The sequence below is a fragment of the Geopseudomonas aromaticivorans genome (assembly GCF_019097855.1).
In the GTDB taxonomy this organism is placed as follows: domain Bacteria; phylum Pseudomonadota; class Gammaproteobacteria; order Pseudomonadales; family Pseudomonadaceae; genus Geopseudomonas; species Geopseudomonas aromaticivorans.
In genome coordinates this window covers 68,593-80,192 of record NZ_JAHRGL010000040.1, presented here as the reverse complement: position 1 = coordinate 80,192, position 11,600 = coordinate 68,593, and the positions used below count along the sequence as shown (strand labels likewise).

14 protein-coding genes are annotated in these 11,600 nt (G+C 70.1%); 11 read left to right on the top strand and 3 right to left on the bottom strand.

Annotated features, from left to right (window positions below; genetic code table 11):
* Positions 1 to 6: 6 nt before the first annotated feature.
* The 7 genes from KRX52_RS13650 to KRX52_RS13620 all read left to right on the top strand — a co-directional run bounded on the left by KRX52_RS13650 (position 7) and on the right by KRX52_RS13620 (position 6,426).
* The gene (locus tag KRX52_RS13650; protein WP_217682267.1) at positions 7 to 303 is read left to right on the top strand and encodes a winged helix-turn-helix domain-containing protein; all 297 of its coding nucleotides are present in this window, start codon (positions 7 to 9) and stop codon (positions 301 to 303) included.
* Between the two features lie 104 nt (positions 304 to 407).
* Positions 408 to 851 (top strand): NfeD family protein, encoded by a 444-nt coding sequence (locus KRX52_RS13645; protein WP_217682266.1) that lies wholly within the window; start codon positions 408 to 410, stop codon positions 849 to 851.
* A gap of 38 nt (positions 852 to 889) precedes the next feature.
* Entirely contained in the window at positions 890 to 1,750 is an 861-nt protein-coding gene (locus tag KRX52_RS13640) for an SPFH domain-containing protein (RefSeq protein ID WP_217682265.1), read from the top strand.
* A gap of 204 nt (positions 1,751 to 1,954) precedes the next feature.
* The gene (rlmF, locus tag KRX52_RS13635) at positions 1,955 to 2,977 is read left to right on the top strand and encodes a 23S rRNA (adenine(1618)-N(6))-methyltransferase RlmF (protein WP_217682264.1); all 1,023 of its coding nucleotides are present in this window, start codon (positions 1,955 to 1,957) and stop codon (positions 2,975 to 2,977) included.
* 4 nt (positions 2,978 to 2,981) lie between these two features.
* Complete coding sequence (locus KRX52_RS13630) at positions 2,982 to 3,569, top strand: IMPACT family protein (RefSeq protein ID WP_217682263.1); 588 nt, start codon at positions 2,982 to 2,984, stop codon at positions 3,567 to 3,569.
* Between the two features lie 31 nt (positions 3,570 to 3,600).
* Complete coding sequence (gene yjeH / locus KRX52_RS13625) at positions 3,601 to 4,845, top strand: L-methionine/branched-chain amino acid transporter (protein WP_217682262.1); 1,245 nt, start codon at positions 3,601 to 3,603, stop codon at positions 4,843 to 4,845.
* Positions 4,846 to 5,079: 234 nt separating this feature from the next.
* On the top strand, positions 5,080 to 6,426 hold the full coding sequence (locus KRX52_RS13620; RefSeq protein ID WP_217682261.1) for a TAXI family TRAP transporter solute-binding subunit: 1,347 nt from the start codon (positions 5,080 to 5,082) through the stop codon (positions 6,424 to 6,426).
* Positions 6,427 to 6,445: 19 nt separating this feature from the next.
* On the opposite strand, the gene KRX52_RS21005 is transcribed toward KRX52_RS13620, so the two are convergent.
* Together KRX52_RS21005 and KRX52_RS13615 are read right to left on the bottom strand one after the other, a co-directional pair.
* Entirely contained in the window at positions 6,446 to 6,568 is a 123-nt protein-coding gene (locus KRX52_RS21005) for a hypothetical protein (RefSeq protein ID WP_302850382.1), read from the bottom strand.
* Positions 6,568 to 7,776, bottom strand: a complete 1,209-nt coding sequence (locus KRX52_RS13615) for an MFS transporter (protein ID WP_217682260.1) — start codon at positions 7,774 to 7,776, stop codon at positions 6,568 to 6,570. Before KRX52_RS13615 ends, KRX52_RS21005 begins: the two co-directional genes overlap by 1 nt.
* Before the next feature lie 178 nt (positions 7,777 to 7,954).
* On the opposite strand from KRX52_RS13615, the gene yejK reads away from it, so the two are divergent.
* On the top strand, positions 7,955 to 8,962 hold the full coding sequence (yejK, locus tag KRX52_RS13610; protein WP_217682259.1) for a nucleoid-associated protein YejK: 1,008 nt from the start codon (positions 7,955 to 7,957) through the stop codon (positions 8,960 to 8,962).
* 138 nt (positions 8,963 to 9,100) lie between these two features.
* Positions 9,101 to 9,919 carry a polyphosphate kinase 2 family protein gene (locus KRX52_RS13605; RefSeq protein ID WP_217682258.1) on the top strand — a complete coding sequence of 273 codons (819 nt, stop codon included), beginning with the start codon at positions 9,101 to 9,103 and terminating at the stop codon, positions 9,917 to 9,919.
* Between the two features lie 69 nt (positions 9,920 to 9,988).
* Here KRX52_RS13605 and KRX52_RS13600 read toward each other — a convergent pair whose 3' ends face one another.
* Positions 9,989 to 10,273, bottom strand: coding sequence for a GIY-YIG nuclease family protein (locus tag KRX52_RS13600; protein ID WP_217682257.1), 285 nt, complete (start codon positions 10,271 to 10,273; stop codon positions 9,989 to 9,991).
* Between the two features lie 120 nt (positions 10,274 to 10,393).
* On the opposite strand from KRX52_RS13600, the gene KRX52_RS13595 reads away from it, so the two are divergent.
* Together KRX52_RS13595 and KRX52_RS13590 are read left to right on the top strand one after the other, a co-directional pair.
* Positions 10,394 to 10,876: an asparaginase domain-containing protein gene (locus tag KRX52_RS13595; RefSeq protein ID WP_217682256.1), complete on the top strand. Its 483-nt coding sequence runs from the start codon at positions 10,394 to 10,396 to the stop codon at positions 10,874 to 10,876.
* Between the two features lie 31 nt (positions 10,877 to 10,907).
* Positions 10,908 to 11,567 carry an alpha/beta hydrolase gene (locus KRX52_RS13590; protein ID WP_217682255.1) on the top strand — a complete coding sequence of 220 codons (660 nt, stop codon included), beginning with the start codon at positions 10,908 to 10,910 and terminating at the stop codon, positions 11,565 to 11,567.
* Positions 11,568 to 11,600 lie beyond the last annotated feature (33 nt).

The window sequence follows — 11,600 nt, the reverse complement described above, 5'->3', positions numbered from 1 at the left end:
CCGTACATGGACGTGAGCAAGACCCGCACCAGCTTCTACCGCCGCCTGTACGTGGCCTGGCTGATCGACAGCGCCAGCGCCACCAGCGTGCCGGCGCTGATGGCCGCCACCGGCATGCCGCGGCGCACCGCCCAGGACACCCTGGCGGCGCTGGCCGAGCTGGACATCGACTGCCAGTTCCAGCAGGACGACGGCGAGCGGCACAACGCCGGCCACTACGTCATCCGCGACTGGGGCGCCATCGACAAGCACTGGGTCGGCGCGCATCTGGCGCAGATCAAGGCCGTGCTCGGCTATCCCTGAGCGCCTGCAGACCTCGCTGACCCGCACAGCGGTTCGGCGATATCCTTGCCCCAGCCCGCTCCGGCAACGGAGCGGGAATATTCGCTGCAAATGGAGGAGGCGCGATGACTATCGAGTGGTGGTACTGGGCAATCGGCGGCATCCTGCTGATCCTGCTGGAGCTGGCGATCCCGGCGTTCTTCGTGATCTGGTTCGGCCTCGGCGCCCTGCTGGTGGCCGGCGTCATGCTGCTGGCCGGCGAGCTGTCGCTGACCGCGCAACTGCTGCTGTGGATCCTCGCCTCGCTGGCGATGGTCGGCCTGTGGCTGCGCGTGTTCCGCCCGAGTCGGCACCGCACCCTGGTCGGCACCGCCGACGGCGAGGTGATCGGCGAGGTCGGCCTGCTGGTCGGCGCCGTCGCGCCCTACCAGCGCGGCAAGGTGCGCTTCCAGCGGCCGATCCTCGGCTCCGAGGAGTGGGCCTGCATGGCCGAGTCGAACATCACCGCCGGCGAGCGGGTTCGCGTGGTATCCATCGAAGGCAGCTACCTGAAGGTAGCCCGTGCCTGATCAACCCGGTTTCAAGGACTGATTTCAAGGAGCAATACATGAGTGCAGGACTAGCCATCACCATCACCCTGCTGGTGTTCGTCGTCATCACCATCGCCAAGGGCGTGCGCCTGGTCTCCCAGGGCGAGGAGTGGATCGTCGAGCGGCTCGGCAAGTACCACAGCACCCTGCGTCCGGGCCTGAACATCCTGATTCCCTACCTGGACAACGTCGCCTACAAGCTGGTGACCAAGGACATCATCCTCGACGTCAAGGAGCAGGAAGTGATCACCCGCGACAATGCGGTGATCCTCGCCAACGCCATCGCCTTCGTGAAGGTCACCGACCCGGTCAAGGCGGTGTACGGCGTCACCGATTTCTCCGAGGCGATCCGCAACCTGATCATGACCACCCTGCGCTCGATCGTCGGCGAGATGGAGCTGGACGCGGCGCTGTCCTCGCGCGACACCATCAAGGCGCGCCTGCGCGAAAGCATCGCCGACGAGGCGGTGGACTGGGGCCTGACGGTGAAGTCGGTGGAGATCCAGGACATCAAGCCGTCGGAATCCATGCAGCGCGCCATGGAGCTGCAGGCCGCGGCCGAGCGCGAGCGCAAGGCAGCGGTGACCAAGGCCGAAGGCGCCAAGCAGGCGGCGATCCTCGAAGCCGAGGCGCGCCTGGAGTCGGCCAAGCGCGACGCCAACGCCCAGGTGATGCTGGCCGAAGCCTCGGCCGAAGCGATCCGCCGGGTGACCAGCGCGGTCGGCAACGAGCCCGGACCGATGATGTACCTGCTCGGCGAGAAGTACATCGCCTCGCTGGAAAAGCTCGCGGCGAGCGACAACGCCAAGGTGGTGGTGATGCCCGCCGACCTGCAGGAAACCCTGCGCGGCGTGCTCGGCAAGCTGGGCGGGCGCTGATCCCGTTCCCGTAGGGCGGGTTAGGCCGCAGGCCGTAACCCGCCGACCGGCCGCAAGGCCGGCAAGGGCAAGGGGATGCCTTTCGGCATCCTTGGCGGGTTACGCCGTTGCACGGCTAACCCGCCCTACCAGACCACAAAGCCACCCACCCGCCGCACCGCTGTGGGAAAATGCCCGACTTTCCGCCCGATCCCCCATCCCGCCATGTCCCAGCCGCCGAAACGCCCTGCCCGTCCCCGTCCCAAAGCAGCCCCCGTCGCCAAGCCGCGCGCAGCGGCCAGCAAGGGCGAGCTGCACCCGCGCAACCGCCACCAGGGTCGCTACGACTTCCCCGCGCTGATCGCCGGCAGTCCGGAGCTGGCGCGCTTCGTGATCGTCAATCCGTACGGCAAGGAAAGCATCGACTTCGCCAATCCAGAGGCGGTCAAGGTGTTCAACCGCGCGCTGCTCAAGCAGTTCTACGGCATCGAGCACTGGGACATTCCGCCGGGCTACCTGTGCCCACCGATTCCCGGCCGCGCCGACTACGTCCACGCCCTGGCCGACCTGCTCGCCGCGGATGGCGGCGGCGAGATTCCGCGCGGTGCGCAGGTGCGCGTGCTGGACATCGGCAGCGGCGCCAACTGCATCTACCCGCTGCTCGGCCAGCGCGAGTACGGCTGGCGCTTCCTCGGCGCGGAGATCGACGCCACCGCGCTGGCTGCGGCGCACACCATCGTCCGGGCCAACGGCCTCGAGCGTACCATCGAGCTGCGCCAGCAGATGGACGCAAACCACATCTTCCACGGCCTGCTGCAGGCCGGCGAACGCTTCGACCTGAGCCTGTGCAACCCGCCGTTCCACAGCTCGGCGGAGGAAGCCACCCAGGGCAGCCAGCGCAAGTGGAAGAACCTCGGCAAGCTCGATCCCAAGCGCAAGCTGCCGCTGCTCAACTTCGGCGGCCAGTCCAGCGAACTGTGGTGCGAAGGCGGCGAGATCGCCTTCATCCGCCGGATGATCAGCGAGAGTCGCGAGGTGGCGCAGCAGGTGCTGTGGTTCACCAGCCTGGTGTCCAAGGGCGGCAATCTGGAGCAGATCGAGCGCGCGCTGCACAAGAGCGGCGCCGCCGAGGTACGCACGGTGAGCATGAGCCAGGGCCAGAAGCAGAGCCGCTTCGTCGCCTGGAGCTTCCATGACGCCGCGGCGCGCGCCGCCTGGCACCAGCGTAGCGGCAGCACGCAGGGCTAGGGCCATGGCCTTCACCCTGGCAGCGCCCGGCGAGTACCGCGAGGAGATCCGCAAGAGCCGCTTCATCGCCCTCGCCGCGCCGGTGGACAGCCCCGCCGCGGCGCAGGCATTCATCGAGGCGCACAGCGACCGCGCCGCCTCGCACAACTGCTGGGCATGGAAGTGCGGCGCGCAGTACCGCTTCAACGACGACGGCGAGCCAGGCGGCACCGCCGGACGGCCGATCCTCGCCGCCATCGAGGGCCAGGACTGCGACCAGGTGGCGGTACTGGTGATCCGCTGGTACGGCGGCATCCAGCTCGGCACCGGCGGCCTGGCGCGCGCCTACGGCGGCAGCGCGGCCAAGTGCCTGCAGGGCGGCGAACGCGTCGAGCTGGTCGCCCGCATCCCGGCGCGCTGCCATGTGCCCTTCGCCGATCTGGCGCGGGTCAAGGCGCGCCTGGCCGAGTGGCAGGTCGTCGTCGAGCAGGAAGACTTCGACGCCGGCGGCGCCGCACTGCTGCTCAGCCTGCCGGCCGAGCGCCTGGACGCGGTGGCGCGCCAGTTGGCCGACCTCGGCCGCGGGCAGATCCTGCTCCAGCCACTCGACTAACCCCCTCCGCCACGCCACCACGGGAAACTTCATGGGTCGTCTGAACAAGGAACTGGGCCTGCTGCAGGGCGTCGCTCTGCTCAGCACCTCGCTGCTCGGCACCGGCATCTTCGCCGTGCCGGCGCTGGCCGCCACCGCGGCCGGGCCCGCCTCGCTGTGGGCCTGGCTGATCCTCATCGTCCTGGTGCTGCCGGTGGCCTTCACCTTCGCCCAGCTCGGCAGGAACTTCCCGCATGCCGGCGGCGCGCCGCACCTGATCGGCCGCGCCTTCGGCGCGCGCCTGGAGCGGCTCGGCGCCTGGCTGTTCCTCGCCGTGCTGCCGGTCGGCCTGCCGGCGGCGCTGCAGATCGCCAGCGGCTTCTGGCAGGCGCTGTTCGCGCTCGGTCGCGGCGAGATCCTCGCCATCCAACTGGCCACCCTGGCCGCCATGCTGGCGCTCGGCCAGCGCCCGGCGCGCGCTTCGAGCCTGGTGCAGGGACTGATCGCCCTGGCCATCCTCGCCACCGTCGGGCTGATCTGGTGGGCCGGCGACCTGCCGCTGGCCCACCAGCCGCTGCTGCCGCCGCTCGGCGAGCACTGGCGGCAGATTCCCACCGCGCTGGCGGTGATGTTCTGGTGCTTCGTCGGCATCGAGGCCTTCACTCACCTGGGCGAGGAATTCCGCCGGCCGCGGCGCGACTTCCCGCTGGCCCTGCTGCTCGGCGTACTGCTCGCCGGGCTGGTGTACTGGGCCTGCTCGGTGGCGGTGCTGAGCTTCCATGCCTACGGCGACGCGCAACGCAACGCCACCTCGCTGCCCTGGCTGCTGGAGAGCCTGCTCGGCCCGCAGGCCAAGGTGCTGGTGGCGGTGGTCGGCTACCTGGCCTGCTTCGCCTCGATGAACGTCTACGTGCAGGGCTTCGCCCGGCTGATCTGGAGCCTGGCCGACGAGGGCAAGCTGCCGGCAGCGCTGGCCCGGCGCAATCGCCAGGGCGTGCCCGGCCGCGCCCTGCTGCTGGTGGTACTGGCCTGCGCGCTGTGCGCGGTGCTGGCCGCCGTGCTGCAGCTGTCCACCGACGCACTGATCCGCTACGCCAACGGCAACTTCGTGCTGGTCTACCTGCTCAGCATGGCCGCCGGCGTGGTGCTGCTGCGCGGCGTCTGGCGCTGGGTCGCCGGCCTCAGCAGCCTGCTGTGCGCCGGGGTGCTGGTCATGCTCGGCGGCGACGCCCTGTACGCCCTCGGCCTGCTCGCCGTGCTAGCCGTGGTCGATGGCCGCCGCCGCGCGTCACCGTAGAACTGAGCCCCGCTGACAACTGCGCCAGCTAGCGCCGGGCCAGGCGAAATCGGCCGAGGCGGCGAAGCTTGCGCGTGGCCTCCGAGCAGGACGCCCTGCTGCGGGGCTGCCCTGCCCGGCGCTCGGTGGCCAGCCACGCCCCGGAACCGTTTGCCCGACGCGCAGCGGATCGTGGGCCGGCCCGCAACCGCCGCGCTTGGCTATGCTACAGCCAGAGCCACGAAGGGACGCCCGATGCGCCGGATACTTCAGGACCTGTCCATCATGCTGCGCGCCAACCTGTGGCTGGTGCCGGTGCTGGCCGCGCTGGTAACGGCGCTGTTCTACTTCGTCGCCCCGCCGCCGCCGATGCACGCCAGCATGGCCAGTGGCGCGGCCGGCGGCGGCTACGCCGGCTTCGCCGAGAAGCTCAAGGCCGAGCTGGCCAAGCAGGGTTTCGAACTGACCCTGGTGCCCAGCAGCGGCGCGCGGGAGAACCTGCGCCTGCTCCTCGACACCAACCAGGATGTACAGATCGGCCTGATGCAGAGCGGCCTGGAGCAGGAACTGAGCGAGGCCGAGCGCAGCCAGCTGCGCGCCCTGGGCGCGGCCTACCAGGAACCCCTGTGGCTGTTCCAGCGGCGCCCGCTGAAGGTGCGCAGCATGCGCGACCTGCTGCCGCTGCGCCTGGGCCTGGGCGCCGTGGGCAGCGGCACCGCGGCGGTCAGCCGCGCCATCCTCGACGCCAACGGCATCGACGCCAGCCAGTACCCCGAGCGCTGGCAGGCCGTCGGCGGCAGCAAGGCCGCCAGCGCCCTGCTCGCTGGCGAGCTGGACGCCGCGTTCTTCGTCGGCACCGCGGAAAGTGCGCTGGTCCGCCGCCTGGCCGCCGCGCCGGAGCTGGGCCTGGTCAACTTCCGCCGCGCCGCGGCCTACCAGGCGCGCCTGCCGTTCATCCGCCCCCTGGTGGTGGGCGAAGGGCTGCTCGACCTGGCCAACGACAGCCCGCAGCGCGACATCGTCACCCTCGCCCCAGCCACCACCCTGGTGGTCAACGACAGCTTCCACCCGGCCCTGGCTCCGCTGTTCCTCGCCGCGACCCGCGCGGTGATGAAGAACGGCAGTCTGCTGGATGCGCCGGGCGCCTACCCGCGGGCCGAGCCCGAAACCCTGCCGCTGCTGGACGAGGCCCGCTATTTCCACGCCAACGGCCCGCCGCTGCTGCAACGCCACCTGCCGTTTCGCATCGCCTCGCTGGCCGACCGCTACATCATCCTGGTGATCCCGCTGCTGGTGGTGCTGATCCCGCTGTTCAAGGCGGTCGGCCCGCTGTACCGCTGGCGCATCCGCGCGCGCATCTACCGCTGGTACAAGCACCTGCGCGAGATCGACCGCCAGCTCGACGCCGGCACCCTGCCAACGCGGCTGGATGAGGAAATCGCCCACCTGGAGCAACTGGAGGACCGCCTGGCCAAGATCGAGGTGCCGCTGTCCTACTCCAGCGAGCTGTACCAGCTGCACCTGCACCTGCGCTACGTGATCCAGCGCCTGCAGGCGCTGCAGCAGCGCCAGAGCGACCAGCCGGCCGACTCAGTGCCGTAAGTCAGCGAACGCCCCGTCCTCAGCACACGCCCATGCCCTGCATCAGCAGCGCCAGCCCGCCGCGCTGCCAGCCCCACCAGGCCAGCGCCAGCAGTGCGCCAAGCAGCAGCGCGCCGCCCAGCCAGGCCAGCGCGCGGCGCATCAGGCCGTCTCCGCCTGCAGGCGCGCCACCGGCTGCTCGCGCACCGGCCAGTTGAGCAGCGCCGCCATCACGCTGAGACCGATGCAGATCTGCCAGACCAGGTCATAGCTGCCGGTGCGGTCGTACAGCCAGCCGCCCAGCCAGCCGCCGAGGAACGAGCCGAGCTGGTGCAACAGGAAGACGATGCCGCCGAGCATCGACAGGTTGCGCACGCCGAACAGGGTCGCCACCGTGCCGTTGGTCAGCGGCACGGTGGACAGCCAGAGGAAGCCCATGGCCATGCCGAAGGCGTAGGCGCTCCACTCGCTGAGCGGCGCGAAGAAGAACAGCGCGATCACCACGCCGCGGATCAGGTACAGCGCGGTCAGCAGCTTGGGCTTCGAGTAGCAGCTGCCCAGCCAGCCGGCGGTGTAGGTGCCGAACACGTTGAACAGGCCGACCAGCGCCAGCACCGTGGTACCGACCTGGGCCGGCAGGTGCTGGTCAACCAGATAGGCCGGCAGGTGCACGCCGATGAACACCACCTGGAAGCCGCAGACGAAGAAGCCCAGCGCCAGCAGCCAGAAACCGGAATGCCCGGCCGCCTCGCGCAGCGCCTCGCCAAGGGTCTGCTGGTGGCCCGCCGCGTGCTGCGCCTGTGCCGGGCTGCGCAGCATAGCCGCCAGCGGCAGGATCAGGGCGATCAGCACGGCCAGCGCCAGCAGCGCTGCCGACCAGCCGAGTCCGGCGATCAGCGCCAGGCTGCCGGGCAGCATGACGAACTGGCCGAACGAGCCGGCCGCCGCGGCGACGCCCATCGCCATGCTGCGCTTTTCCGCCGGCGCCGCCTGGCCCACCGCGCCCAGCAGCACGGAGAACGAGGTGCCGGACAGGCCGAGGCCGATCAGCACCCCGGCGCTCAGCGCCAGCGAGGCGGGCGAGTCGCTGTAGGCCATCAGCGCCAGACCGGCGACGTACAGCACGCCGCCGATCAGCACCGTGCGCTTGACCCCGAAGCGGTCGGCGAAGGCCCCGGTGAACGGCTGGATCAGCCCCCAGACCAGGTTCTGCAGGGCGATGGCGAAGGCGAACACCTCGCGGCCCCAGCCGAACTCGGCGCTCATCGGTGGCAGGAACAGGCCGAAGGCATGGCGCACGCCCAGCGAGACGGCGAGGATCAGCGAGCTGCCCAGCAGCATCCAGCCGCAGTGGCGCCAAAGCGAGGTCATGACGGTCTCCATCGGGCAAAAGGCGAGGATATCACTCGGATATGCCGTTGCGGACCGTCTGCCGCTCTCGCCCATGCATGGGCGAGCGCGCGATCCGCTGCCCGCCAAGACATCGCGCGATCGCCCTGCCGACCATCGGTTACACTGGCATATCCCCGTATTCCGCCACGAGACCGCCATGCCGATCCGCCATGCCATCGTCCACCTGATCGACAAGAAGCCCGACGGCAGCCCCGCCGTGCTGCACGCCCGCGACAGCGAGCTGGCCGAGTCGCAGGCCATCGACAACCTGCTGGCCGACCTCAACGACAGCTACAACGCCAAGCCGAACAAGGTCTGGGGCTTCTTCCACCCCGAGTCCGGCGCCCACCCGTTCAGCGGCTGGCTGGGCCAATACCTCGACGGCGGCCTGGGCTTCGTTGCCTTCAGCCGCCAGGCGGTGGAGCACCTGCAGAAGCTGATGGAGGAGTCCAACCTGTCCACCGGCGGCCACGTGCTGATCGCCCACTACCAGCAGGGCATGACCGACTACCTGGCCATCGCCCTGCTGCACCACAGCGAAGGCGTGACGGTCACCGACAGCCTCGACGTCGCGCCGGCCAAGCACCTCGACCTCGGCCAGCTGCACCTGGCGGCGCGCATCAACCTTTCCGAATGGCGCAACAACCAGACCTCCAGGCAGTACATCTCGCTGATCAAGGGCAAGGGCGGCAAGAAGGTTTCCGAGTACTTCCGCGACTTCCTCGGCTGCCAGGAGGGCGTCGATGCGCCGAGCGAGACGCGCACCCTGCTCAAGGCGTTCAGCGACTTCGTCGAGAGCGAGGACCTGGCCGAGGAACAGGCACGCGAAAAGACCGAGGTGCTGGTCGACTACGCCAGCAGCCAGGCCCGCCGCGGCGAGCCGATGGCCCTCGCGGAGCTGTCCGAGCTGATGGACGAGGAGCACCCGCGCGCCTTCTTCGAACACATCCGCAACCAGGACTACGGCCTGGCCCCGGAGATCCCGGCGGACAAGCGCACCCTCAACCAGTTCCGCCGCTTCACCGGCCGCGCCGAGGGCCTGTCGATTAGCTTCGAATCGCATCTGCTCGGCTCGAAGATCGAGTACGACGAGGAGCACGACACCCTGATCATCCGCCAGCTGCCGACCCAGCTGAAGGACCAGCTCAAGCGGCGCAAGGACTGATCCGCGGCTATCGTCGACAGAGGCGCAGGGCGGACAACGGCGCAGCCTTGTCCACCGTTGCGGGCGGATGGCCGCCCCGCGGGAATTCGCTGCGCGAGTTTCCCTCCTACGCAGGACCACCTGTCCGGAGACACCGCCATGCCCCGCCTGTCCGACACCCTGCTCGCCGCCTGCCTGGGCGATCCGCGCACGTCGCTCTGCGCCGATGCCGAGCGACTGTGCGGCCTCGACCACGACGGTGCCCGCACCCAGCTGGCGGCGCTCAAGCCGTGGCTGCTCGAGCAGCAGCACCTGCTCTGGGCGCGCAAACAGGAAGCCCTGCTGATCTGGCTGCAGGGGCCGGACTGCGCCGGCAAGGACGGCGCCATCCGCCAGGTGTTCAGCGGCCTCAGCCCCATCGGTCTGAGCGTGCACAACTTCCGCCAGCCGAGCGTCGCGGAGCGCGCCGAGGGCTTTCTCGAGCGCTACCGGCGCTGCCTGCCGGCGCCGGGCGAGATCGCCCTGTTCAACCGCACGCCCTACGAGGGCGCGGCCTGCGACCTGTTCGACGGCTTCTGCGCGGTCGCCGAGATCCCCGCGCGCCTGGCGCAACTGGCCGCCTTCGAGGACGAACTGGCCGGGCGCGGCATCCGCCTGCTCAAGGTCTACCTGCAGATTTCCCGCACGGAACAGAAGGCGCGCCTGCGCAAGCGCCTGCTCGACCCGCGCAAGCACTGGAAACTGTGCGCCGCCGACCTCGACGCCCACCGCCAGTTCCAGGCCCGCGAGGCGCACTGGGCCGGCATCCTCGCGGCCAGCCAGCGCCCGCAGGCGCCCTGGCAGCTGATCCCGGCCAACCACAAGTGGCTGCGCGACCTGCTGCTGGCCAGCCTGCTGGCCCGCGAGTTCGAACGTCTCGACCAGCACTGGCCGAGCCCGCCGCTGCCGTTCAGCCTAGCGGAACTGGAGCGGGCCTGAGTCCTCCCAAGGTGCGCGCGATGCCCCCTACGTTGTGCCGACCGCGGGTAGGGTGCGCCGTGCGCACCATCATCCGCCGCAGCCCTGGCCTTCCGACCACTCCGCCACCAGGCGCTCCTTGGCCGGCTTGCCCAGGCGCTTGACCGCCCGCTCGCGCGACAGCGCCGCGCCCTTGTCGGCGCAGGCCTCGACATACACCAGCGCCTGCGCCGGGCTGGTATGGAAGAAACGCGCGCCCTTGCCGTTCTGGTGCACGGCAAAGCGCCGCTGCGGGTCGTCGCTGACGCCGCAGTACAGCGCACCGTTCTCGGCACGCACCAGATAGACGAACCAGGGCTTGGCGGCGACCGGCATAGCGCCACTCCGACAGGAAAGGGACGGCATTATAGAGGGCAGCGCGCCCGCCTTTTGCCGAGCACGGCAAGCGGCGATAATCGCCCCACTCTCGCAGCAGCCCTCAGCGGACGGTCGATCATGCACATCCAGCTCTTCACCACCGGCGGCACCTTCGACAAGTTCTACTTCGACGCCCTCTCCGAGTTCAGGATCGGCGAGCCGATGGCCCCGGAGATCCTCCGCGAGGCGGGGGTGACCTTCGAGTTCAGCGTGGAAAGCCTGCTGAAGAAGGACAGCCTGGAGCTGAGCGACGAGGACCGTGCGCTGATCCGCGCCCGGGTGCTGGCCTGTCCGCACCGCCACATCCTGATCACCCACGGCACCGACACCATGACCCGCACCGCCGAAGTGCTGCAGGACATCGCCGGCAAGGTGGTGGTGCTCACCGGCGCCATGCAGCCGGCGCGAATGCGCGCCAGCGATGCGCCGTTCAACCTCGGCGTGGCAGTCGGTGCCCTGCAGTGCCTGGCGGACGGCGTGTACATCGCCATGAGCGGCCAGCTGTTCGCGGCCGGCCAGGTGCAGAAGAATCGCGCCGCCGGGCGCTTCGAGGCGCGCTGAGCGCCGCCCCCATCCTTTCGACGGAATTCCCATGCAAGAAACCCTGATCCTCGAACCTGCGCAGCCGGCCAGCGCCTGCGTGATCTGGCTGCACGGCCTCGGCGCCGACCGCTTCGACTTCCAGCCGGTGGCCGAGGCGCTGCAGGGCGTGCTGCCCGGCGTGCGCTTCGTCCTGCCGCAGGCACCGACCCGCCCGGTCACCCTCAACGGTGGCTGGAGCATGCCGTCGTGGTACGACATCCTCGCCATCCAGCCCGAGCGCGCCCTCGACCTGGACCAGTTGGAGGAGTCCGCCGGCAGCGTGCTGGCGCTGATCGAGAACCAGCGCGCCAGCAGCATCGCCGCCGAGCGCATCTTCCTCGCCGGCTTCTCCCAGGGCGGCGCGGTGGTCCTGCACGCCGCCTTCCGCCGCTGGGCCGGCGAGCTGGGCGGGGTGCTGGCGCTGTCCACCTACGCCCCGACCTTCGATGAGACCCGCCAGCTCGGCGCCATCCAGCAGCGCCATCCGGTGCTGTGCCTGCATGGCGCGCACGACGAGGTGGTACCGAGCGCGCTCGGCCGCCGCGCCCACGACTGGCTGGCCGCGCGCGGCGTCGCGGTGACCTGGCGCAGTTACCCGATGGGCCACGAGGTGGTCAACGAGGAGATCCGCGACATCGCCCGGTGGCTGGCCGAGCGGCTGGCGGGCTGAAACGGCGAAATTTCCGGCCAACTGCCGGCGAGG